Source organism: Acinetobacter sp. V116_7 (assembly GCF_056735735.1).
In genome coordinates this window covers 57,696-81,724 of sequence record NZ_JBWZIF010000025.1, presented here as the reverse complement: position 1 = coordinate 81,724, position 24,029 = coordinate 57,696, and the positions used below count along the sequence as shown (strand labels likewise).

Below are 24,029 nucleotides of genomic sequence, written 5' to 3'. Positions count from 1 at the left end.
AGAAACGCTTGTCTGATTTATAAGCTCAAACAAGCGTTAAAATATAACTTAAACCATCAATTTATAAATTTGTAACTAAAATCAATGGTTCTTATTTCGGTAGACCTATTCGCTTAAAGTCTGCCCGTAGCTCGCCATAAGTGATAAGAAATCAGTCTCATTCATAACAGCAATACCAAGTTTTGCTGCTTTTTCTAATTTCGAACCAGCTTTCTCGCCCGCAACAACGCATTTGGTCTTGCTTGATACACTACCGCTTACACGTGCACCTAATGCTTGTAGCATTTGAGTCGCCTGATCACGGGTCATTTGCTCTAATGTGCCTGTTAAAACCCAGCTCTCACCATTTAACGGCTGACGTGTTGGAGCTGTTGGCGCATCCCAATGAATTCCGGCTGCAATTAAGCGATCAAGCACTTCAATGTTATGTGGTGCCAAGAAAAAGTCAGCAATCCACTCTGCGGTAATATCACCAACATCTGGAGTTTTCTTTAAAGCTTCAATATCAGCAGCTTTAAGCGCTTCTAAGGTTTGAAAAGTATTGGCCAACATTCTAGCCGTTGTTTCACCTACTCCACGAATTCCCAGAGCATAAATAAAACGAGCAAGCGTTGTCTTCTTACTGGCTTCAATGGCATCAATCAGGTTTTGTACCGATTTCTCACCCATTTTTTCAATACCGAGTAAAGTCTCTCGGTGCTCATGCAAATGGTAAATATCCGCAACATCTTTAAGTAAATCGAGGTGTAATAAAGACTCTACCCAACGATCGCCCAAACCTTCAATATCGAGAGCTTTACGTGACACAAAGTGGCGAATGGCTTCAATTCGCTGAGCAGCACAGTAAAGACCACCAGAACAACGTGCTAAAGCTTCTCCTTCAGGCATTACAACTGGTGAAGCACAAACAGGACAGCTTTCAGGTAAATGTACAATTTCAGCGTCAGGTGAACGGAACTCTGGCCAAACTTTTTCTACTTTAGGAATAACATCGCCTGTACGATAAACACTAACCGTATCGCCAACACGTACATCTAGACGATGGATTTCACCAATGTTGTGTAAAGTTACGTTGGAAACCGTTACTCCCCCTACAAATACGGGGTTTAAACGCGCTACAGGCGTTAAAGTCCCTGTACGCCCTACTTGCCAATCAATCTGATCAACCGTAGTTAGTGCAGCTTGTGCAGGAAATTTATAGGCCGTTGCCCAACGTGGCTCACGACTTAGGAAACCAAGTTGTTGTTGTTGTTTTAAGTCATCAACCTTTACGACCATTCCATCAATTTCAACTTGTAGATCTGGACGTTCTTGTTGGATTTGCTCATAACGCTGCTGTACTTCTTGAATTGAATTACATAGATATTGACGCTCAGCAATTTCAAATCCAAGCTGTGTGAGCCATTGTAGGCTGTCGTGCATGGTAGTTAAGCTATGATTTGGTTCGCACTGGGCAATACCATACGCATAAAACGCTAAAGGTCTATTAGCCGCAATATTCGGGTCGAGCTGTCTTAAACTACCAGCAGCGGCATTACGCGGGTTCGCAAACGTTTTATCGCCTTTTGCTTCCTGATCAGCATTAAGTTTTTCAAAGCCAGACTTTGGCATGAGCACTTCACCGCGCACTTCAAGCAAACGTGGAATTTCAAAGTGATCTGAATGCAACACTTTAGGCAAGTTGCGAATCGTTTTGACGTTTTGAGTAATGTCTTCTCCGGTTTCGCCGTCACCACGTGTAACACCGCGTGTTAACACACCGTTTTCATACCAAAGCGAAATCGCAAGACCATCAAGTTTTAGTTCTACTTCATATTGTACTTTTTGGTTAGGCAAACGCTCTTCTACACGGCGAGCAAATGCAAACAAGTCTTCCTGATTAAAAACATTCCCCAAAGAAAGCATCGGAACGACATGAGTCACGCTTTGAAATTTAGAGAGTGCTTGGCCGCCTACTTTTGTTGTTGGAGAGTCTGGCTGAACCTGATCAGGATATTGCTCTTCTAAAGCTTTTAACTGGTGAAATAAATGATCATATTCACTGTCCGAGATTGTCGGCTGATCCATCACATAATAGGCGTGGTTATGCTTTGCAATCAGTTGAATAAGCTGACGCATCTGTTCGATCACGGAAGTTGTTGCCATTATGTTATTCACCATAAAAAAGGGTGGAAATTTCTCCACCCTGAGTTGCGACTAGATATGTTGCAATTATCGCAACGAACGTAAAAAATTAAAACTAGGCGGTCGCATGTGCCGGACGATAATCAATCACATGATGACGCCAGTGCTCTTTTAACTGCGGCGTAAATTCAAGATTATTTTCATCATAAACTTTGCCATCAATTTCACGAGCAATTAAACCTGCAATACTCGCCATCATGTCAAAACCAGTTACGGCTTTACTGTTTGGAAGCGCAAGGAAAAATGCCAGCCCTTGAACTTGTTCACTAGACAAGGTTTCAAGATCAAACCCAGCTGGTCCATTGTCTGTCATACGTAATACTGAAAACATCAGTACGCTCGGCTCATCCGTATTTTCATAACGATGGAAACACGACATTTCGCCATAACGTAAACCGTATTTTAACAATACTTTAAGTGCTTTATCTCCAGACAACGCGCGACGCGGGTTCGGATAGACATTTAAAGCAATAATCTGTTCAGCCATCGCTAATGCACTTTCATCATCATAGCGTTGCTGTTCATGCAAATGTACATCCAGAATATTACTCTCGCCTTCAAATTCAGCAATTTCGGCAGTTTCAATATTTGGGTTTAAACTCAACTCAGGCTCAGTTTTTTCACTTTCAGATTTCAAGTTTTCTTCTGATAAAGCTTCAATTTCTGATTTAACAGAAACCGTATCAACTAACTCAGCTGAACTGTCTGTGTTAATGGTAGAGCTTTTTACAGTTTCTTCAGATTTAATCTGGTCTGAAGAATTTTCAACAGCGGGTTGAGTTGATTCGGCTGAAATTGATTTAGCAGGTTCTACAGCCAAAGTTTCTGTTTGTTTTGTTGTATTAGTTTCTACCGATGCAGATTCATTTAACGTCGGCTCTACTCGCTCTGTACTAGTTGCTGATACACGTTCAGCTTCAGCTTGTTCAAGCTGATCTCGCACATGTCTAGGTATAACTGGTTGATTACTATCAGGATTAATATGCAAATCACTGTCTAATGAGGGTTCGGCATGGTTTGACTTTTTTAAAATCATTTTTAAGCCAATTAGCATAATAATAATGGCGACAACGATGCCAATAATCGTATTGATTTCCATTCTATGACTCCGAAACTAACCCGTATTCTTTTGCCTGTTCTAAATCGACAGTGACTAATTTTGATGTACCCGGTTCAGGCATGGTCACACCCAACAAATCAGTTGCCATGGTCATCGCCAGCTTATTATGTGTAATGTAAATGAATTGTACATGTTCAGAAAGCTCTTTTACCAAATTACAATATCTCTGAACATTCGCATCATCAAGTGGTGCGTCCACTTCATCTAACACACAGAACGGTGCCGGATTTAATCTAAAAATCGCAAATACTAATGCTAACGCTGTTAACGCCTTTTCTCCACCAGAAAGTAATGCTAGAGAACTATTTTTCTTACCCGGTGGTCTAGCCATCAGTTTAACACCAGATTGCCAGTCATCTTCAAGGCTTAAACTCGCCTCACCACCATTAAAGACCTTTGGAAACAGATTTTGCAACTCTTGATTAATCTGATCAAACGTTGTCATAAACAACTTACGGGTTTCCTGATCAATGCTTTTCATCGCATCTTTCAGTTGAGTTACCGTATTTTCCAAATCTTGAATTTGGTGACTCAACTCATCAAAACGCTGAGAAACCTCTTCAAATTCTTGTGAAGCCGCAAGGTTTACCGCACCGATTTTTTCAAACTGTTTCTGTACTTTCTCCAGTTTTTGCTGATGCTCAGTTAAATCAATTTGTAAACCTTTTTGGACTTCGGCATTTAACTCTTTAAGCTGTTCTTGGTAATGTTCACGATCTGACTTAGCCGCTTGCCATGCCAAACGCTTTTCTTCAAGTTGCTCTCTGAGTTGTTCATCTTTTTGTTGATATTGATGACGCTGATCTGTCAGGGTTTGTTGTTTTTCCTGCACACTATTGAGTTCAAGCTGCCATTCATTCCAGTTCTTTTGCAACTTTTCAGTTTGAGCAAATTGTTGCTGAAATTCTGACTCAAGATTTGGTAACTCTAACTGAATAGGGTCAACAAATTTTTTCGCCTGCTCCATTTGAGCATTAATTCGCTGATATTGGCTCTGCAAGAACGAGATATCTTTTTCAAGCAATTCGATTTGTTGAGTGGTTTGCGTACTACTACGGCGTAAAATCTCGCGTTCTTGTTGCTGATGTTGTAGAGCTTGTTGCTGTTCTTCTAACTTCTCCGTTAACTCTTCTACCCGGAATTGCAAGGTTTTATAATCGGGTAAAATAGTTTCAAGTTTGATTGCTAGAGCATGCAAATCAATCTCTAGATCATCTTTTTGCATTGCATCTTCTTCAAGCTGCATGTCTAACTGAGCTAACTGATCTTTCAATTGTTGTTTTTGCAGTAAAAATGCTTGAGCTGCGGTTTGCTGTTTAGCAATTTGCACATCAAGCTGTTGTAAGTCTTTTTGTTTTTGTTTAACAACTTGCTGTTTCTGCTGCAAGTCAGACTGCAACTGCCCTAGTTCATCTTTCTGTTGAACTAAAATTTGATCTAATGCTTGTAATTCGGGTTGCTGCTTTTCAAGGGCTTGTTCAATTTCATCTAGACGAATGCGATGGCTCAGCATACCTTGTGCACTTTGACTCTCGTCATCATACATAAGGGCAATCACCCAATCCTGCCCGACATGATAGCCATCTAAAGTCAAAATAGACTGACCATGTTGTAATTGCTTTTGCTCATTTAAAGCAACAGTCAAATCTTGTGCAATTGCTACATTCGAGAATATTGATAGCTGTGGCGACGCAATCCAGTCATTTAAACAGGCCAAATTCCCTTTAAATTTGTTTGTTTGCTCTGAAGGTTTTAACTGACGAGCAATTCCTTCCTGAAAGGCTTGTTCAGTTTCAACAATATGAGCTTGTAACCATTTTGCTAAAAACTTTTCAACAATCTGCGCATGCGGTTTGCCTTGCTCTGTTAACTGTAGAGCCTGCATTAAACGTAGTGCATTTTGATGTTGCTTTGGACTTTGTTTAGCAACAAGCTGACTTAAGTTTTTCTGCTCAGATAATAAAACCTGTATTTCTGTTTTTAGTGTTTGTTGCTGATTTTTGGTTGTCTGATGCGTTTGTTGAGACTGTTCAATCTGTTGCAAATACTGCTCAATTTCAGCTTCTAACGTCGAGATTTCACGACGTAATTGCTGCTGTAGTTGCTCAAATTCGCCCTGCTCATCTTCATGAACATGCGATTGAATCTGACTTGCTTGATGTTGCAACGTTTCTTTTTGCTGTTCAATGCGTTGAACATTTTTGCCTAACTGCTCAATTTGGGCAGACATCTGCATTTTTTGCTGCTGTTGTTTTTCAACCTGAGCTTTTACTTGTTCAAATTGTTGCTGTGCTTGTTTTTGCTGAGATTGTAAATCAGCAAAGTTTTGTTCAGCTTCCGTTGCAGTATGCTCAATTCCAGTTAATGATTCAGTTTGTTCATCTAACTGATTATTCAACGTTTCAAGTTGCAATTCAGAAAGTTGTAAACGTTCTTTAGTCTGGAATTTTTGCTGTTCTAACTGAACGAGAGTCATACTATTTTGCTGGTATAAACTCTGTTTTTGTTCCAGAGTCATTTTCAGTTCAGATAGTTTTTTCTCAGCTTGTTGCCACTCTTGTTGTAGTGGTGAAGATTGCTGAATAAGTCGCTGAAATAAAGCACTGGTTGCTTCTAAATCATGTTCAATCGTACTTAACTCAGAGCGGACTAATTTAAAAGTCTCACCCAGTTCATTCATTTGAACTGTATATTCCTCTTGAAGACGTACGCTTTTATCTGCCTGAAATGACAAAATTTCAATTTTTAGGGTACGAATCTGGCTTTCCAGAGTTTTATATTGAACCGCTGCTTCGGATTGACGTTTAAGGGTCTTCAGCTGTGATTTTAACTCGAGGGCAATATCTTCTAAACGTGAAAGATTTTGCTCAGTATGTTCAAGATGTTGCAACGTTTCGCGTCGACGAGCTTGATAACGTGAAACGCCTGCTGCCTCTTCAATAAAGATACGCATTTCTTCAGGCTTGGCATCAACCAAACGGTTAATCATGCCTTGTTCAATCACTGCATAAGAACGCGGCCCTAGCCCTGTTCCTAAGAAAATATCAGTGATATCACGACGACGGCAACGTGTGCCATTTAAGAAATATTCGGACTTACCTTCACGGGTGACCTGACGACGAACGGCCAACTCATTATAAGCATTATATGATCCGCCCAATTTGCCATAGGTATTATCAAAACGTAGCTCAACACTCGCTACACCCACTGGCTTACGCTTGGAGGTTCCTGTGAAAATAACATCTTGCATGCTACCACCACGTAGCTGACGAGCATTTGATTCGCCCATCACCCAACGAATGGCATCAATTACATTTGATTTGCCACAACCATTTGGACCAACCACTGCTGTGCGGTTCGCCTTAAAATTTAAAGTTGTACTATCTGCAAAAGATTTAAAGCCGGAAAGTTTTAAACTGCTTAAACGCATAATGCCCTAACTAGCGGCGTGAGCGTCTTGCCCAGGCCAATTCAATCTGTTTCATTCGTGTCAGCGATTCCAACACAAGGTTACGTAAGTGTCGACAAAAATCTTCCATAAATAAAGCGGCTTGTTGTGATTTTCGGATCAAAATTGCATCAGTCACGAGTTTAAATAATGCAAATGCTTCTTGTAGTTCCCGCTTAGAGGTATTTAAGGTCAAAAAATAACTGCGACGTAGTGAAGGTAGTAACTCTTTATAAAACTTCATTAGGTAGGGATTACCCACCATATCTTGCTGTTCAGCGAGATATTGAAAAACACCATCATAAAATTTTTCGATATCTCCTGCTTTTACATGCTCAAGAAGTTGTTCTAATAAGAGCTGCAATTGATCTGCTTCATGTGCGCGCCATGTTTCACTGATGCGTTGCACAATATGCCCCAATAACATCACGTTTGTGTCAAACAGTGCTTTAACCTGCTGTGCAGACATTTCTGAAACAATTGCCCCGCGGCGTGGAAATATCTCAATTAAATGAGTACGCTCTAATAATAACAATGCTTCACGAACTGACCCTCGGCTTACATCTAGCTCTTTGGCAATACGTAATTCTTGAATACGCTCGCCTTCAACCAGCTCACCACTAATGATCTGTTCGCTAATATATTTGACAATTTGCTCAGAAAGACTTTCTGTCTCTTCGAGATTCATAAATCACCCGCTACTTTTTATATGCATTAATCCATGCTTTTCTTTCGCATCCTTGTTTTTAACTGATCGTACCGATTAAAAACTATGTCATTGTCTGACAATTTTATTGCATTTTAAGCCAACCCATTTAAAAACAACACCAAAATTGGATGAATAAAAGCCCCGAATGTTCTTATTTTATTGAATAAAAAAAGCTCGAATTTCTAAAAACTCAAGCTCTTAAATCGTAGTTATAACAAGATTAATATTTTATTCTCTAGTGCATAATCCCTTTATAAATAAAGTAACTACCTACCACCACCAACAAACAGGCAAAGCATTTTTTCAACATTTGTGGTGACAATGCATGAGCAACTTTTGCGCCAAACTTGGCTGTAACAAAACTCATGACACTAATACCAATAAACGCATAGATGTGCACATAACCAATCGTGTTAGGTACAGAGATGTGTTCTTTGGCACCAAACCACATAAAGCCAATTGCACCCGCAATAGCAATAGGTAAACCACAAGCGGCAGAAGTCGCGACTGCTTTTTGCATGACGACGCCATGACGGTTTAAATACGGAACAGTTAAGCTACCGCCTCCAATACCAAAAATTGCAGAGGCAATACCAATGCCACCACCCGCCATAAATTGCATAGGTGTTGAAGGAAGCTGACGTGTTGGGTCAACAACCACATTTGCCCCTTTAAACATACGATAGGCCATCACAACCGCAAAAACACCAATAAGGAGCTGTAAATGCTGACCAGACATCAAATCGGCAATACCCGCTCCTAAAAATGAACCAATCACTAGTCCAGGTGCTAAATTACGAAAAACAGGCCAAAGAACTGCACCCTTTTTATGGTGGGCCGAAACTGAACTAAACGATGTCACAATAATCGTTGCAAGCGATGTTCCGACTGCAATATGCATGATTACTGCTGGGTCATAGTGCAACTGGGTAAAAACCACATAGAGGATTGGTACAATAATTAGTCCACCACCAACTCCAAACAATCCGGCAGTAAAACCAGCAATTGCGCCAATGAGTAAATATATGATTAACTCCATAAATGTTTTACCACTCTGCTCATATTCAACATGGATTTAGAGACTCGCCAACTACAACAACTTTTAAGCGCAAAAAACCAGCTTCCAGAAGTGGTTTTATTAAAAGCAACCACAACTTCGACCAATGATGATATTCGTGAAATTGCCCAAAAAGGCATTACAACGGGCTTGGTTTGCAGTGCTCAACAAACTCAAGGGCGAGGTCAACATCAACGGCAATGGATTTCACCTGAAGGAAACATTTATTTAAGCACATTGGTGCAAACTCGAACACCCTTAGATGGTCGCTTAGCACTTGAAGTTGCTCTGAATATTTTGCAAATCCCGCAGTTACAAGCGCTGAATTTGCAAGTGAAATGGCCAAATGATTTGTATAGTGCTCAGGGCAAATGGGGTGGAATTTTGGTCGAGCCGCTTTCCCAGCATCAGGCTATTGTGGGTGTAGGTATTAATTTAAAAACACCACCAGTGACTGATAGTGATCAACCGATTACATCTCTAGAGGATTTAGGCCTAGAACAAATGAGTCGTCTTGAACTTATTTCAGAGCTTTACGTTGCAATTCAAAATGCAGCTCGCTGGTTTGATCATGGTTGCTACAACTTGGCTGGACGTTTTAACCACCACGCTGCATGGCTTAATCAGTTGGTGCAGTTCGAACATAGTCAGGGACTGGTTCATGGTCGTTTCGTAGGAATTTCCAATGAAGGTGCAGTAATTCTTGAGACTCCTGAACCTCAGCAGTTTTATCAAGGTCGCTTAAGACCACAAGTGAATCAATAAACAGGTGTTCTTCCATGAAAAGTTTATGGCTTGATATCGGGAACACCCGTTTAAAGTATTGGATTACTGAAAATCAGCAGATTATTGAACATGCAGCTGAGCTACATTTACAATCCCCTGCCGATTTATTACTGGGTTTGATTCAACACTTTAAACATCAGGGTCTACATCGCATTGGGATTTCCTCAGTACTCGATACCGAGAACAACCAACGTATTCAGCAGATTTTAAAATGGTTAGAAATACCTGTTGTTTTTGCCAAAGTACATGCTGAATATGCTGAGTTAAAGTGTGGCTATGAAGTTCCAAGTCAGCTCGGGGTTGACCGTTGGCTACAAGTACTCGCTGTAGCTCAAACAGATGAAAACTATTGCATTATTGGATGTGGAACAGCCTTAACGATTGATTTAACGCAAGGCAAACAACATTTAGGAGGTTATATTCTCCCTAATTTATATTTGCAGCGCGATGCACTCATTCAAAATACTAAAGGCATTAAAATTCCAGACTCAGCTTTTGATAATTTAAACCCAGGCAATAACACAGTCGATGCAGTACACCACGGTATTTTGTTAGGCCTGATTAGTACAATTGAAAGCATTATGCAGCAATCTCCTAAAAAATTGCTCCTTACGGGTGGAGATGCTTCTCTTTTTGCTAAGTTCTTGAAAAAATATGATCCAGTCGTAGAAACAGATCTTTTGCTCAAAGGACTACAACAATATATTGCTCATTATCCTAAAGACTAAAACACAGAACAAAATAAAAGGCGCTATATGCGCCTTTTATTTTATAAGTTTATTTCTTTTGGTCATTGTTGCCAAACAGTGGGCCCATTCCGCCACCACCGCCACCACCAAATTGCTTTTGCATATTGCCTAATGAACGCATCATTTTGCTCATACCAGATGGATTCGCAAATTTCTTCATCATTTTAGCCATTTGTGCTTGTTGCTTAATGAGTTTATTCACTTCAGCAACATCCATACCACAACCAGCTGCAATACGTTTTTTACGGCTTGGGTTCATCAAGTCTGGATTACGGCGTTCTTTAACGGTCATTGACTGGATAATAGCTTCCATTTTCTTGACCTGTTTTTCAGGATTTGCTTGCTCAATCGCCTGCTGAATCCCTGCACCGCTCATGCCAGGCAACTTATCTAAGAAGCCCATCATGCCGCCCATACTTTTCATTTGCTCAAATTGCATCAGCATATCTTCAAAGTTGAAGCTGCCGCCTTTTTGCAATTTTTTAGCCATTTTTTCGGCTTTTTCTTTGTCGATTTTACGTTCAACTTCCTCGACTAAAGAAAGTACGTCACCCATGCCTAAAATACGTTGAGCAACACGATCTGGATGGAATGGTTCTAAAGCATCAAGCTTCTCACCCATACCTAAGAACTTGATTGGCTTACCCGTAATTGCACGTACAGAAAGCGCAGCACCACCACGTGCATCACCATCAGTTTTAGTAAGAATCACACCTGTAAGTGCTAATGCATCATTAAACGCTTTAGCTGTATTTGCAGCATCCTGCCCCGTCATGGCATCAACCACAAACAAGGTTTCAGTTGGCTTAACAGCAGCATGTAATTCTTTAATTTCGTCCATCATGTCTGCATCGACATGTAAACGACCAGCGGTATCGACAATCAATACATCAGCAAATTGGATTTTTGCCTGTTCAATTGCACGATTAACGATATCAATTGGCTTTTCAGAAGCATCTGATGGAATAAAACCAGCACCAACTTCGTTAGAGACAGTTTCTAATTGCTTAATCGCTGCTGGACGGTAAACGTCGGCAGAAACCGTCATTACTTTTTTCTTTTGACGCTCTTTTAAGAAACGTGCCAACTTAGCGGCAGTTGTCGTTTTACCCGCACCTTGTAAACCAGCAAGTAATACAACAACGGGAGGCTTAGCACTTAAATCAAGTGTTTCATTCGCCTCGCCCATCATCTTGGTGAGTTCGTCATAGACAATTTTTACAAATGCCTGGCCTGGCGATAACTGAGTCATCACTTCCTGGCCCAATGCCTCTTCCTTAACTTTCGCGATAAATTCACGAGTTACAGGTAACGCGACATCGGCTTCAAGAAGTGCCATACGTACTTCACGTAAGGTATCTTTAATATTGTCTTCGGTCAGCTGCCCTGAGCCAGTAACATTTCTTAAACTCTGTGTGAGTCGTTCTGTTAAGGTATCAAACATTGCAAAATCCGCTTAAAATGGCTAGTTGCAAAAAAATCTTTCTCGAAATAGAAAATTTATGCATAGAATGCTATAGGATACTTTAGTTCGCAGCGAATTTATATCTTATATAGATGAATTAATCCTGAAAAAGGTTTGACATGATTAGCCTCCCCTTGGTTTACACAATTTTGGCACTCATCGCATATACCACTTCTTTCTGGTATCTGTTTATTCGTTTAATGTCAAAACGTGAACCAAACCCATGGTTATTTGCTTTTGTTGCGACTTTGGCGCTTCTGTTGCACGGTACAGTTTTATGCCACGCTATGCTGACACCAGCCGGAATTAACTACGATGTTTTTAATTTAGTATCGTTTACATCGTGGCTTATGCTGTTGTTAAGTTTAATTTTTAGTATTTTCCGTCCCATCGTACCGCTAAATTTATTAGGCATTCCTGTAGCGGCTATTGGTCTAATTTTAGGTTTTGGATTCAGTCGACCAGATCAATTTATTGAGCAGCATTCGTTAGGCTTAGATACTCATATTATTCTTTCACTTTCTGCCTATGCAGTTTTATTGATGGCAACCATTCACGCTATTTTGCTCTGGTTCCAAAATCGTGAACTCAAAAAGAAACAAAAAAAACGCTTTTGGGTCAATTTACTTCCGCCAATTCAGGCGATGGAGTCTTTGTTATTTGATCTGATCATAACTGGCTTTATTTTATTAACGATTGCACTCACTTTTGGTTTCTTGACGATTGATAGCTTCTTTGCACAGCATCTTGCTCATAAGACTGTATTTAGTATTATTTCTTGGTTTATCTATGGCTCACTCTTGATTGGTCATTACAAACTTGGTTGGCGAGGTCAAAAAGCGATTCGTTTTACCTTAATTGGTTTTGTGCTTTTGGCGATTGGTTTTATTGGTAGTAAATTTGTGCTTGAGATGATCTTGGGCCGTTAAGTAAATTAAAATTTCTTCGATACTAGACAGCGTTATACATATCCCGTATAACGCTGTTTTCTTTTTGCTCAGGTGACACAGACTGTGAAACTCATACTCGCTCCAATGGAAGGTTTAACTGACCCGATCATGCGGGATACACTCACATCTGTTGGTCATTTCGACTGGTGTGTGACCGAGTTTATTCGAGTTACAGACAGCATTTTGCCAGACCATATTTACTATAGTTTTTGTCCAGAATTAAAAAATGACGGTAAAACAGCTGCGGGAACGCCTGTCCATGTTCAGTTCTTAGGTAACAATCCAGATATGCTGGCAGCAAATGCAGCAAAAGTTGTAGAGCTTGGTGCACCAGCAATTGATCTAAATTTCGGTTGTCCTGCAAAAACTGTAAACCGACACAGAGGCGGCTCTGTTCTTCTTGATGAACCTGATGTTGTACATATGCTCATTAAAGCAGTGAGAGATGCAGTACCTGCACACATTCCTGTTTCAGCAAAAATGCGTTTGGGTTATCTCGATGAAAACCACACAATGGAAAATGCCCACGCTGTTGAAGATGCGGGTGCAAACTGGTTAACGGTTCATGCACGCACTAAAGCAGATGGTTATACGCCACCTGCCTATTGGGAAAAAATTCTACCGATTAAAGAAGCTTTAAAAATTAATGTCATTGCGAATGGTGAAATCTGGACCAATGCTGATGCTAGAGCTTGTCAGCAACAATCTGGCTGTGAAGACTTAATGATTGGGCGTGGTGCTGTGACGACCCCCGACTTAACCCAATGTATTCGTGAAAACATGAATGAGGCATTATTCAGTTGGGAACAACTGGTTGATTTACAAATTCGTTTTTTAAACGGTCAGGCAAAGACAGAAATTGGTATGGTTGGTCGTTATAAGCAATGGTTAGGTATGATGACCAAAGCCTATCCACAAGCTAAGAACTTATGGGACCAAGTAAAACGTATTAAAGCTTTGGATGAAATTGTCCAACAGTTAGAACACACCAGATCAGAAAATATTTAACGCAATATAGTCAAAAAAAGAGGGCGATTGTTTTTACAACCGCCCTCTTTCATATTTCAGGTTAAGCTATTATTCTTTTTTAAAAGCCGCTTACTTTCATTTTAAAGTCAGTTACAGAAACGCCAGTGACACCAAAACTCCCCATTGAGCCATTCGGTAAATTATTAAACGTTGTTGTATTTTGAGTACCCATATTTCCTAAAGTGACATTATTAAGTGAAGCATCAAATTTACTTGATACGCCTGTATTTCCAAAAGTTAATCCAGTTGGATCAACACCTGCATAGAAGCCATCAAGTACAAAACCTGTTGAGGTATTTGTGCCAGCAAATTTAAACCCGAATGTAGCACCCGTATTATCGGACACTAAAGTAATTGGACAACCTGCAACAGCAGAACAAATAGATTGAATTGCCCCTCCAAATTTAACCATAACTGATTGAGCAGCATGGCCAAGCTGAATATTTAAACGAGGTTTATTGGTTTGTACAAAGTTAATATCTAAATTACCAGTAGAACGGATCAGTTCTTTTACACCCGTATTCACTGTCGTTCCCGAACTAAAAATTGATTTTGGTGCATAACTTGTTAATGCATAATCTGATGGACTAGATAAAGATGCACTTGGAGCTAAATAAACTGAAAAAGGTAAAAGTCGAATACCGTTTACATCACTCCCCATGGATACTGCTAAATTTAAAAAGGGATTTCCACCACCAGCATCGACATCCATTGCAATATTAAAAGAAGGATTACTCGATACGGTAGCTTTAATAAACTCTATGCCAGGAACTGGATTTGTAGAATTTCCTGCAATGACAAAGCCAGCCTTACTGTTATATGAAGTTGAAGCAATACCGTTTGTATCAATCAGAGCGACTTGATTAAATTTAACTTTATCAGCCTGAATACCTAAAGTTAAACCATTTTGGCCCGTCGCTGCCGCAAGACTTTGATCATCTAAAGGCTGCATTGCAAAAACACTTGAACTACTGGCAAGTAGCAACCAGCACCCTATATTTTTATTCTTCATGTCGCTCTAATCCTTAAGAGACAAACGCTTATTATTTGTTCAGACTATCAGAATAATATTCAAGTACAAAGCAATTATCCCTATAACCCGACGAATGCAAACCCAATCACATTCAAAATAAATTTTTTATAAAAAGTGGCGATATCGCCACTTTTCTTTATTAGTTAAAAGCACCATTTCTAGGAACAATACTAAAGCTACTATTTAAACGTCCACCAGTAATTGCAAGCTCACCTAAACGTGCACCGGCACCAGTTGATGGAGGATAGAAGTTAATATCTTTAACACGTAATGCACCATCAATACTCTTATCGGGATTAAAATAAACTGCCGTATTTACGCCAACTTTACCTAAACCACTTGCACTATCTTTACCAACAACTAAAGCAGTATTAAACGCAAGCTTTCCAGTAATATTATCAAAACCAATTGCAGAACCATCGATCGGATCACTAATTTGAACTGTATTTCCAGTTGCTGTGGCAGGCATGGTGAAATCGCCCAGTACAGTTAGAGCACTACCGTCTGCAATTGAACTGTTTGGCACGATCGATAAGTTAAGATCTCCGCCTAAACGCAGTTTTAGACCAAATAAGACATCATTATTTCTGGCAAAGTTATCAATTGGTGAGGTACATGAACCGGTAGCTGGACAAGTTTTATATTTTGCCCCCGGTAAATAACCTGCTGCAATTTCAGTTGATAAAGCAAGTAGCATCTCTTTTAAACTAATATTAAGACTGCCATTTTCTAAGCCAATGCTTCCATTGCCTTTGACGAACATATCAATGTTACGTAACCCCATGTAATAATCAGTAGGACTACCGCCATTATTAGCATTTGGAGAACCATCAATTAATAAAATTGAGGTCGTTTTGGTTCCAGTCGCATCACGTCCCGTAGTTCCAGCTGCAATACCAAAACCCAAACGTGAAGTCGTTCCAGAGGTCGCAACAACATTCTGGACAGGTTTACCATTGGCATCTTTTGTATAGTAATAAGCGCTATTTGCTGGCGCGTCTAAACCATATACAGCAGCATTAGCATTTAAGTTATAAAAAGGTAGAGCTAAGCCCCATTGGTTGTTTGCACCATTGTCTGCAAACTGATTGGCAGCAGCTACATTCGCACTTGTCGTAAAACGACCACGTCTTGAAAATGCTTGAAACTCTGCTCCACGCATTGCAAGAATTAAACTGAATGGATTAGTAACCGTATCACGGTGAATGTTATGTTGATAATCAGCAGCGGTTGTTAAAGTACCACTACCTAAACGGATTGCATTTAAGGTTGCGTTGTTTGGCATTAATAAGGTTTTTGTATCAGCAAGATTTAGATAAATATTTCCGCTGTCGAAATAACCACGCGTAGCTGAGTTAAGACCAGTTAAATTGCCAAACTCGAAACCATAAGCATTTAAACCTGCTCCACCAATTTCTAAAGTGGTTGCTTTACCATCTGCGCCTAGCATTGAGTCATTATCTTTAGTGAACTCACCTTTCATACGAAAGGCAATGCCAGAATTACCTAAAATACTATTACTTGAACCTGTGCCAGCAGCTGTATTTGCAGTGCCTAAAGTGGTGCTATCCGCAGTACCATCTATCCCACGAAGTTGTAGATAACTATTTACCATACGTCCGCTAGCACCTAAACGAATCAAACCTTTCGCATTTTGTGGGCTATTAGTTGCATCTAAAGCATATGGGTTAGTTTTATCTACATTCGAGCTAAGCATCACCTCAATATTCAGGCCTGAATTCGTTACTTTTCCGTTACTGTCAATATATGTACCCGCGGTTAAACCAGAAGCTGAATCTGCTACACGGTTAAAATCAACATAGCCATAGGTGGTATTCGGAGTTTGCCCTACACCAGCAACATTAGTTCCAGTATTTGTCTGTAAAACTAAGCCACGAGTTGGGTCAATCAACATGGCCCCTTTACCAACAAAATTAAAGTTAAAATTTCTTAAAATTAACTGATTTAACTGGCTGCGAGCATCCAATTGCCCTAGATAAATATTGGCATTATTAATACCAAGTGTCATGCTTGACTGGCTATTTGCATTAAATAAGCCATCTTGGGTTGTAAGTGCCAAATTTAGAGGAGAAGTTGTTTGAATAGCCAACTGTCCTAAAGTTGGCGAGCATGTAGCAGAGCTATTACAAACTTTAACGCTATTTACGGTAATAAGTGATGGACTACTTTGCATAGAAAAATCGAGTCCAGTTTTACCCGTAGTTGGGTTACTCCCTACATCTAAACGGTAATTAGTGCTTAAAGTTTGGTTAGATGCATTACTTTTTTGGACTTTTACACCACTTGCTTGAGCTCTTAATACCTGATCAGCACTTGTTGGTGTGCCTGCATGGTCATCCCAGTAAGCATTATCAATATTAATTTCATTAAACGTAGTTTGAATAGAGATCCCATCTTGTCCATTGACGGCACTCAAATCAGCATCTGTTAAAGCTTCTAAAGCATAAATTTGACCACTCACTAACAACATGCTGGTTGCTAATGTATTTAAAATAAACTTTGAGCTGTGATTTTCTTTATTTTTTTTCATCACTTCAGTTCCTTTGAAATCTACATTAACCCTTAACAACGAGGATGGCTACCATCACAGCTAAAGACCATGACTTTTCCTTGGATAGCCAAGTTTCCGTTCATCATTAAGCCCATAAAACCAGTTTCACGTCCATAGTCATAGGCCGATGGAGTTGCTGTAGCAACTTGCTGGTTCCCACTATTAGCAGTCGCAGCATATGTCGGTTTTTTGAAATATGCATAGTCATACATATTTGCACTCGAACCTTGTGCTGTTGTTGAGCTGGTAAAGTTATCTTGCTCAATTGATAAAGCATTGAAACCAAAATTACGAATTAAAATTGGCTGTGCTGCACTAAAACTAAGCTGAATAGCAGGCTTAATAATTTCCGTATTACTTTTATCAAGATACTTTAAATCAGCGCCATCCAAACCCATTTTTTGAATATTTAAAGTTCCTTGTACACCTTTAAACACGAGCCAAAGTTTATTACCACTATCGCTATTTTCAGCCCAACCACTTGGCTTAGTTGCATCTGCTTGTACAAAACGTTTGTTAATCGCTAAACCAATATGACAGAATTCGACGTTTTGACAAACACCACCACTACCATTGTCAAAGACACCGTTAGCTGTCTGGTTTAAATTAAGCATTAAAGATAAATCAGCACCAGCTTGACCATTAATCGCCTGCAAAGCGTCATTATCTAAAGTTTGCAGCTCCGCATGAGTAACCGTTGTGCAAAGAGCGAGGATCAAAGTACTTATTTTTTTCATATCAATCTCCTCCTCTTATAAGCCTTTAGTTGTCAGTTTTAAATGCTGGATTAATACACCATCGATAGCAGCTGATCCTAAGTTATTTAAAGGACTAATATTAGATAAAGCAGGAGCTTGATTGGCAGTTGGAATAACATAACCTGTTGTACCATTACTACTACCAATTAAATCATTGACTACAGCATTTCTTGAAGTAAGCCATGGAATAGCAGCGTTGCTCCAATCACGATTGGAGGTTGTTCCATACATTGGAGTTGAACCAGATGTGCTCGTACATCCTAGTGCACCAGAGCACTTTGGCGCATCAGCTGGTTTTGTTGTTGGATTTGTAATAACCCAAGCCCCAGTTCCTTTGTTATATTCCCACTGATATAGATAACCAGCGGTCGTATAACCACAGTTCGAATTAAACAATCCGCAGCTATATGTTTGGTTCCATATTTGGGTATTTTGTTGTCTTTGTTTAAAACGGACTTCTGTCATTGTGGCAGATGTAGTACCAGACACTGAGTTGGTCAATGACACCAAACTACCTGCTGAAGTTCCAGAAACCTGTGTTCCTGTTGAAATCAAACGCCCAAAGGAGACTCCAATTGCGCCTTCACTTGTATTTGCTAATAAGGTTTTTCCATTATCTGGACTATATACGGTACCAATCGTAATACTACTATGGGTAGGATTAACACACGAATAAACGTTACAAGTAGATCCTTTGTAAGTCGTGTCTGCGCCAGAGTAATCTGTATAGATCTGTTTATATATTTCAGGTTTATTTGCAATCCGCGCAATTTCAATACTAAAGTTTTTACCGTCAGAACCTAAAATAAGGGGCTGATATAGATTACCTAATACTAAGTTAATATTTGGATTATAAAGATACAATCCTTCACTATCAGCAAATTTTGGTGCTACGGCGCCTGCAGAATCATATGCAGGTGTATATAAATTATTTGAAGCATTTGGTGAATCTGAAGTTTCACGGGTACTAAAACGTAATACCTTGCTTGTATCATTAAATGCAATTCGTGTTTTATTCGATGTTTTTGTATCTGTTCTGGTTCGATTTTCTACATAATAACGACATCCACGAGACGTACTAAAACTCCCTGTTCCGCTGTTACCACAATCTCCAGTACTACTGGTGCTTAAAGTTGAATTCGCGCCTGCATGTACGGTTTGCCATCCATTATTGCTACTTGTTGCATATGTCTGAGTTTGACTTGTAACATTTTCAGTCACAATACTGGTATTTTTACTATCGCCAGTATTAAGACGAACTAGTCCAGACATTCCTAAAGTATTATTATAAAAAGGGCTCATCCCACCAGCGGAGGTGGCACCACCAAGGGTCTGAAACATACTAATCTGGCTACCATTTAAACTAAAGCCATTTAGAATGCCTTGCAAACGTAAACGGTTAGCACGAGTTGTATCAATACTTGTTCCAATTAATCCATTACTATTACCATATTGAAATTGAGCTAGAGAGCCATTCGTTGTAGCCACAACATTTGGATTTCGTACAAAGGCATCAGCCCATAAACCTAATTTTAAATTATATGCATCAGCTCCCTCTGCCCCATCAATTATTGGCTGATATAGAGGAGCTTCTAAAGATAAATACGTTACTGGATAAACACTGCTATCTGTTGTACTAAAATTAGGAACATTGGTCGCAGTTTTTACTTTGAATATCCATGGATTAGCTCCTGTACCCCAACTCGAAATCGCTGCTGCGGCTGAGGTATTAGCAATACGCGAATTTGCATCACCATCCGACTTCGATAGTGCTAAACCATAAAGAAAGATATCAGCTTTACCTACTGCGCGGTCTTCTGGCCCAACAGTGCCATTACCACTCGTATCAGCTGCAGCAACACTCAAAGGCCCAACAGGCACATAATTAATGTAACCTGTATCTTTACTACGATCGGTAATAATTTGATTTACAGATTCATTTGGACCAGCACCACGAAATACCATAAATGTATTTTGCGGTAATATTGCAATACCCTCACCCGTAGTTTCACTTAGACCAGCATCGGAAAGTTCTTCAAGAGCAAAGCTAGATTGACTTAAAAAAAGTCCAATTAAACTTGCCAAAACGGTTTTTTTAAAACATACCGTATAATTAAGTGTAGTCATCTTGACCTTCCTGTTTTATACGATGCCGAGCACCATATTTATTTTTCTTTAACAATCCTTGATGCCAGGTGAATCTATCCTTTTCACCTTAGACAAAGAGACAACTCTAAAAGATATTGCCAACCTTTCCACATTTCTATTATGCGGAATATTTGCACAAATGCAAAAAAAAGCATGTAAAAAATTACTTTTCCGATAAATGAAAAATGGCAGGGCTATTTAACTCAATTAACAAAATTTTAAAGAACCATAACAGTTAGCCGAAAAACTTTGTTTTTGTAAGACAACATTAGTTAAGGCCATAGAAGCTGGTGTTTTTCCGGTTAAATCAACTGTACCAACAGGAAGATTTCCTGCAATTAAACAACTACTGGCCAAAAGTCCACAGTCCACAGGATTTTTGTCTAAATACGCGCTTACCTGTCCTAAAGCATCCACAATAGTAGAGAGCGCAATATCAACGCTACCAGCAGGAGTAATTTGACCAATATCAATCGGATTTGTAAGCTCTAACCACCATCCTGTTTGTGCAGTAGATGCAGCCTCGGGCCATAAAATATTTACACCTTGCACTGATAGGTAACCAGCAGATCCATTTAATTGCGCAGCATGGAAGTAACCTAAACTTTGTTTAATAGCTACATTTACATCAAGATTATTCACTGTTCCAGTTACATTACCAGAAATAGGAATAGGAAGCCCCAATACAGAGGCTGTAGCATCTAGAGTTCCAGTAATAGCTAGCCCACCAACTCTTGCAGTCGCATTTAAGTTGGCTGTATTAATACGTTTACCTGTAATAATTTGTTGCCCCATAGACAATGTTCCACTACCTGCCCCCAAATTCAAGTTATAACCAGTAGATGTAAACGGGACAGTATATAAATTACCTAAAACGGTTGCTCGACCAGTAATTGCCGTATTTGTCTCATCTTGGGTAATACCGTAGTAAGGATTCGTAGTTACGGTCCCCCCTGTTGGTTTAGTGACCATATATCCACTTAATGAATTAATACCACTAGCAGCATCACCATTTTCTAAACCAAAAGTAAGTAACCCCGAAAGTGACTTAGCACTTAATCGAAAACCTTGGATCTCACGCGTAGAAGCCGAGTCTGGATTTTTAACAGCAAATTCTAAAAATGGATTGGTAATGATAGCGGAAGAAGAGGCACGCTCAGTACTCGTACTATCTACTGTGCCACCACTTAAACTCAGATAATCAATGTCAATATCACAGGCACCAGCGCCATTTACACCACCACAACCTAACTGTAATTTTTTAATATTGGCATTAATTTCTAATTGGGCATCTAGTGCAAGTCGGTAAAACCCCATATTTCCATTTGAACTAGAGTTACTTGCAGAATCTGTAGGCGCAATATAAGACATACTCATTAAAGCTTGGCCACGAGTTGCTGAGAGTTCTGAATCTGACATAGGCACTAATGTAGAGGCAGCATACGCTGAAGAAAAGCACAAGCTTCCAAGCGCTATCGCTACATGAAGAGACGTAAACTGTCGCATGACCGACCTCCGTATCCTTGGGGGCATAATCCTGTTTAATTTCTTTTTATTTGGTTTGCCTAAATTTAGTAGATATCTAAACAATTACTACCAAATAGACAACCTATATCCAATACATTTGCTTTTAAATTCTGTGATGCAGAACAAAAAACAAATCAATTATTGATCATATTATATTATTTTTTACAAAAGGAAACTGTCGTTTATCATAATTCCGATAAACGCATCTCATATAAATTTTATTTATAAAATTGGGCCACCTCAGTGACCCATTATTTTAAAATTCTTCTTTATCTAAGAAAATTATGTCTTAGGCAGTGTAACACCTGTTTGTCCTTGGTATTTACCACCACGATCTTTATAAGAAGTTTCACATACTTCATCACTTTCAAAAAATAGCATTTGTGCTACACCTTCCCCTGCATAAATACGGGCAGGTAAATTAGTGGTGTTTGAAAATTCTAAAGTTACGTGACCTTCCCATTCAGGTTCTAATGGAGTCACATTCACAATGATACCGCAGCGAGCATAGGTCGATTTACCTAAGCAGACTGTCAACACATTACGAGGAATACGGAAATATTCGATTGTACGCGCTAAAGCAAATGAGTTTGGCGGAATAATACAAACATCAGATTCAATATCGATAAAGCTTTTGTCATCAAAATTCTTTGGATCGACAATTGCAGAATGTACGTTAGTAAAAACCTTAAATTCACGGGCACAGCGTACATCGTAACCATAGCTAGAGACCCCGTAGGAAATCAACTTTTCACCATTTTCATCAAAACGGACTTGATTCTCTGCATAAGGTTCAATCATGCCGTGTTTTTCGCTCATCTCGCGAATCCAACGATCAGACTTAATAGCCATGTATTTTCTATCCAAAAGGTAATTTCATTGATTGCGACGTACTTTAACGTAAAAAAGCAATTATGAAAACAACGCTTGAGCTACTCTTCTCGATAAGAATAGCTCAGCTGTACATTTAAAGGTTTAGTAAAGCAGAATAACTAATTGGAATTGAAAAGCTGACTAAAACAAGTGAAGCCGTTCTTTGTAAATTAGTTTGATTTAACCAACCCACTTTCTTAGATGCTAAAACTGAACCCAAGAAAATCCAGAACAACGCAATTGGTGTAATGAGTGCTAAGTAAGCCATCATATGAACCAAATAAATATGAAAATTACTCCATGCAGCTACCGGAAAAATTGCTGAAGCAAACAGTAAGGCTTTGGGGTTCAATAAAGTTGCACAAAATAATTCACGAGCACGGATTGTAGGCTGATTTAATTCAACTTCTTGATTTGCCGTATGCCATAACTTAATGGCTAAGAAAATGATATAGCAGGCACTCAACAGCTTAAGAATAGGCGGCAGCAAGGGCAATGTGTTGGACACTTTCCCAATTAGCATTCCCCATGCAGAAATAGAGATTACGTAACCGAAAACTTCTGCTGGAATAAGTTTTACTGACTTCCGTAGTCCTACTTGCACGCCTGAAGAAGCAAGCAAAGTGTTAGTTGGACCAGGGGTAAGTAAAATTGTGGCTACTAAGCCAATAAAAAGCCATGAAATCATTGAATGACCTCACAATATAGTCATCTCAGATTAATAGATATCCGCTCACATGGCAAAAGGTAATTGTAAGACAAAGTTTTTCAAATCATTTTTTAATTTAAAATAAATAAATTAAAAACAATTACTTATAAAATTACTAGAGAAAGCAGTAAAGAAAACTTTACGGTCAGTTGTTATGCTTTTCAAATAATTTCGTACTTAAGTAACATAAGTATTTTTATTTTAAGTCTATTTTTCCATCAAAAGCCTTTATAATAAAAAATATATAGCGATGGTAAGTTTAAATTTTAAGCTTTTAATAAGTTTCAATTCATATATTGTTTCTGATTTTTTTAAATAGAGCACCGAGCTCTACTACCTTAATGATTATGGCAAAGCACTTTTTTCAATCTTGGCTTCCCTCACCCGAGAAAGTTTCAAATATGAAATTTCTAAGGATTTTTGGTAAAAAGACCTTGAATCCTGTGCTTTGGTATGTCAATCGGAAATCGATTACCAGAGCTGTTTTTGTCGGAACTTTTTTTGGTTTACTGCCTATTCCTTTTCACAGTGTATTTATTGTGATGGCAGTCTTACTATTCGAAGTCAATTTACCAATTAGCTTAATGCTGGCTTGGCTAAGTAATCCTCTTACTCTAGTTCCAATTCTCTATATTGGTTTTTGGTTTGGTGCACATATTTTTCATGTGCATATGATTAATAAAGAAATGTTGCTAGGTGTATTGCACCAAATTTCCCGCTGGATTACTCATTTCGGGCACGGGCATATTGATTTTAGTCTTGCGAAAATTTTGATGACAGGTCTGGTTGTCGAAGCTTTCGTATTTGCCGTCATTTTATATTTATCTACAGAAATTTTCTGGCGTTGGATGGTTATTAAGAACTGGAAAAGTAGACATCGTCATAAAAAGCAAGAAGAAGAAGTTTTATAAA

At 39.1% G+C, this 24,029-nt stretch carries 18 protein-coding genes; 5 read left to right on the top strand and 13 right to left on the bottom strand.

Going from position 1 to position 24,029, the window contains the following annotated elements:
- Nucleotides 1-105: 105 nt before the first annotated feature.
- The 5 genes from ligA to AC1PJP_RS10925 form a co-directional block, all read right to left on the bottom strand.
- Nucleotides 106-2,145, bottom strand: coding sequence for an NAD-dependent DNA ligase LigA (gene ligA, locus AC1PJP_RS10945; protein WP_479766968.1), 2,040 nt, complete (start codon nucleotides 2,143-2,145; stop codon nucleotides 106-108).
- A gap of 94 nt (nucleotides 2,146-2,239) precedes the next feature.
- Nucleotides 2,240-3,283, bottom strand: a complete 1,044-nt coding sequence (locus AC1PJP_RS10940; protein ID WP_479766967.1) for a cell division protein ZipA C-terminal FtsZ-binding domain-containing protein — start codon at nucleotides 3,281-3,283, stop codon at nucleotides 2,240-2,242.
- Between the two features lies 1 nt (nucleotide 3,284).
- The gene (gene smc / locus AC1PJP_RS10935; RefSeq protein WP_479766966.1) at nucleotides 3,285-6,734 is read right to left on the bottom strand and encodes a chromosome segregation protein SMC; all 3,450 of its coding nucleotides are present in this window, start codon (nucleotides 6,732-6,734) and stop codon (nucleotides 3,285-3,287) included.
- Nucleotides 6,735-6,744: 10 nt separating this feature from the next.
- Nucleotides 6,745-7,440, bottom strand: a complete 696-nt coding sequence (locus AC1PJP_RS10930) for a GntR family transcriptional regulator (protein ID WP_004794249.1) — start codon at nucleotides 7,438-7,440, stop codon at nucleotides 6,745-6,747.
- 256 nt (nucleotides 7,441-7,696) lie between these two features.
- Nucleotides 7,697-8,500 carry a sulfite exporter TauE/SafE family protein gene (locus AC1PJP_RS10925; protein ID WP_004794252.1) on the bottom strand — a complete coding sequence of 268 codons (804 nt, stop codon included), beginning with the start codon at nucleotides 8,498-8,500 and terminating at the stop codon, nucleotides 7,697-7,699.
- 30 nt (nucleotides 8,501-8,530) lie between these two features.
- On the opposite strand from AC1PJP_RS10925, the gene AC1PJP_RS10920 reads away from it, so the two are divergent.
- Nucleotides 8,531-9,283 carry a biotin--[acetyl-CoA-carboxylase] ligase gene (locus AC1PJP_RS10920; protein WP_151822262.1) on the top strand — a complete coding sequence of 251 codons (753 nt, stop codon included), beginning with the start codon at nucleotides 8,531-8,533 and terminating at the stop codon, nucleotides 9,281-9,283.
- 14 nt (nucleotides 9,284-9,297) lie between these two features.
- Nucleotides 9,298-10,032, top strand: a complete 735-nt coding sequence (locus AC1PJP_RS10915) for a pantothenate kinase (protein ID WP_151822263.1) — start codon at nucleotides 9,298-9,300, stop codon at nucleotides 10,030-10,032.
- A gap of 49 nt (nucleotides 10,033-10,081) precedes the next feature.
- Here AC1PJP_RS10915 and ffh read toward each other — a convergent pair whose 3' ends face one another.
- Complete coding sequence (gene ffh / locus AC1PJP_RS10910) at nucleotides 10,082-11,497, bottom strand: signal recognition particle protein (protein ID WP_017392298.1); 1,416 nt, start codon at nucleotides 11,495-11,497, stop codon at nucleotides 10,082-10,084.
- 140 nt (nucleotides 11,498-11,637) lie between these two features.
- On the opposite strand from ffh, the gene AC1PJP_RS10905 reads away from it, so the two are divergent.
- Together AC1PJP_RS10905 and AC1PJP_RS10900 are read left to right on the top strand one after the other, a co-directional pair.
- On the top strand, nucleotides 11,638-12,447 hold the full coding sequence (locus AC1PJP_RS10905) for a cytochrome C assembly family protein (RefSeq protein WP_013198819.1): 810 nt from the start codon (nucleotides 11,638-11,640) through the stop codon (nucleotides 12,445-12,447).
- 84 nt (nucleotides 12,448-12,531) lie between these two features.
- Entirely contained in the window at nucleotides 12,532-13,476 is a 945-nt protein-coding gene (locus AC1PJP_RS10900) for a tRNA dihydrouridine synthase (RefSeq protein WP_479766965.1), read from the top strand.
- Between the two features lie 79 nt (nucleotides 13,477-13,555).
- Here AC1PJP_RS10900 and AC1PJP_RS10895 read toward each other — a convergent pair whose 3' ends face one another.
- From AC1PJP_RS10895 to AC1PJP_RS10865, 7 genes are all read right to left on the bottom strand, one after another.
- Nucleotides 13,556-14,509 carry a DUF6160 family protein gene (locus AC1PJP_RS10895; protein ID WP_479766964.1) on the bottom strand — a complete coding sequence of 318 codons (954 nt, stop codon included), beginning with the start codon at nucleotides 14,507-14,509 and terminating at the stop codon, nucleotides 13,556-13,558.
- 160 nt (nucleotides 14,510-14,669) lie between these two features.
- Nucleotides 14,670-17,081: a DUF6160 family protein gene (locus tag AC1PJP_RS10890; RefSeq protein WP_479766963.1), complete on the bottom strand. Its 2,412-nt coding sequence runs from the start codon at nucleotides 17,079-17,081 to the stop codon at nucleotides 14,670-14,672.
- Nucleotides 17,082-17,113: 32 nt separating this feature from the next.
- Complete coding sequence (locus AC1PJP_RS10885; protein WP_416708155.1) at nucleotides 17,114-17,839, bottom strand: DUF6160 family protein; 726 nt, start codon at nucleotides 17,837-17,839, stop codon at nucleotides 17,114-17,116.
- A 15-nt stretch (nucleotides 17,840-17,854) separates the two neighbouring features.
- On the bottom strand, nucleotides 17,855-19,987 hold the full coding sequence (locus AC1PJP_RS10880) for a hypothetical protein (RefSeq protein WP_479766962.1): 2,133 nt from the start codon (nucleotides 19,985-19,987) through the stop codon (nucleotides 17,855-17,857).
- Between the two features lie 228 nt (nucleotides 19,988-20,215).
- Nucleotides 20,216-21,514: a hypothetical protein gene (locus tag AC1PJP_RS10875; RefSeq protein WP_479766961.1), complete on the bottom strand. Its 1,299-nt coding sequence runs from the start codon at nucleotides 21,512-21,514 to the stop codon at nucleotides 20,216-20,218.
- Between the two features lie 303 nt (nucleotides 21,515-21,817).
- Nucleotides 21,818-22,387 carry a dCTP deaminase gene (gene dcd, locus AC1PJP_RS10870; RefSeq protein ID WP_003653416.1) on the bottom strand — a complete coding sequence of 190 codons (570 nt, stop codon included), beginning with the start codon at nucleotides 22,385-22,387 and terminating at the stop codon, nucleotides 21,818-21,820.
- Nucleotides 22,388-22,502: 115 nt separating this feature from the next.
- Nucleotides 22,503-23,096 (bottom strand): LysE family translocator, encoded by a 594-nt coding sequence (locus tag AC1PJP_RS10865; protein WP_479766960.1) that lies wholly within the window; start codon nucleotides 23,094-23,096, stop codon nucleotides 22,503-22,505.
- 362 nt (nucleotides 23,097-23,458) lie between these two features.
- Here AC1PJP_RS10865 and AC1PJP_RS10860 point away from each other — a divergent pair, with 362 nt between their 5' ends.
- Nucleotides 23,459-24,028 carry a DUF2062 domain-containing protein gene (locus AC1PJP_RS10860; RefSeq protein ID WP_003653419.1) on the top strand — a complete coding sequence of 190 codons (570 nt, stop codon included), beginning with the start codon at nucleotides 23,459-23,461 and terminating at the stop codon, nucleotides 24,026-24,028.
- Nucleotide 24,029 lies beyond the last annotated feature (1 nt).

Bases quoted from the DNA above. Each gene is read 5' to 3' on its own strand.
- AC1PJP_RS10895 (WP_479766964.1), bottom strand. From the start codon at position 14,509: ATGAAGAATAAAAATATAGGGTGCTGGTTGCTACTTGCCAGTAGTTCA.
- AC1PJP_RS10875 (WP_479766961.1), bottom strand. From the start codon at position 21,514: ATGCGACAGTTTACGTCTCTTCATGTAGCGATAGCGCTTGGAAGCTTG.
- AC1PJP_RS10920 (WP_151822262.1), top strand. From the start codon at position 8,531: ATGGATTTAGAGACTCGCCAACTACAACAACTTTTAAGCGCAAAAAAC.
- smc (WP_479766966.1), bottom strand. From the start codon at position 6,734: ATGCGTTTAAGCAGTTTAAAACTTTCCGGCTTTAAATCTTTTGCAGAT.
- AC1PJP_RS10890 (WP_479766963.1), bottom strand. From the start codon at position 17,081: ATGAAAAAAAATAAAGAAAATCACAGCTCAAAGTTTATTTTAAATACA.
- AC1PJP_RS10860 (WP_003653419.1), top strand. From the start codon at position 23,459: ATGATTATGGCAAAGCACTTTTTTCAATCTTGGCTTCCCTCACCCGAG.
- dcd (WP_003653416.1), bottom strand. From the start codon at position 22,387: ATGGCTATTAAGTCTGATCGTTGGATTCGCGAGATGAGCGAAAAACAC.
- AC1PJP_RS10880 (WP_479766962.1), bottom strand. From the start codon at position 19,987: ATGACTACACTTAATTATACGGTATGTTTTAAAAAAACCGTTTTGGCA.
- ligA (WP_479766968.1), bottom strand. From the start codon at position 2,145: ATGGCAACAACTTCCGTGATCGAACAGATGCGTCAGCTTATTCAACTG.
- AC1PJP_RS10930 (WP_004794249.1), bottom strand. From the start codon at position 7,440: ATGAATCTCGAAGAGACAGAAAGTCTTTCTGAGCAAATTGTCAAATAT.
- AC1PJP_RS10905 (WP_013198819.1), top strand. From the start codon at position 11,638: ATGATTAGCCTCCCCTTGGTTTACACAATTTTGGCACTCATCGCATAT.
- AC1PJP_RS10940 (WP_479766967.1), bottom strand. From the start codon at position 3,283: ATGGAAATCAATACGATTATTGGCATCGTTGTCGCCATTATTATTATG.
- ffh (WP_017392298.1), bottom strand. From the start codon at position 11,497: ATGTTTGATACCTTAACAGAACGACTCACACAGAGTTTAAGAAATGTT.
- AC1PJP_RS10915 (WP_151822263.1), top strand. From the start codon at position 9,298: ATGAAAAGTTTATGGCTTGATATCGGGAACACCCGTTTAAAGTATTGG.
- AC1PJP_RS10865 (WP_479766960.1), bottom strand. From the start codon at position 23,096: ATGATTTCATGGCTTTTTATTGGCTTAGTAGCCACAATTTTACTTACC.
- AC1PJP_RS10925 (WP_004794252.1), bottom strand. From the start codon at position 8,500: ATGGAGTTAATCATATATTTACTCATTGGCGCAATTGCTGGTTTTACT.
- AC1PJP_RS10885 (WP_416708155.1), bottom strand. From the start codon at position 17,839: ATGAAAAAAATAAGTACTTTGATCCTCGCTCTTTGCACAACGGTTACT.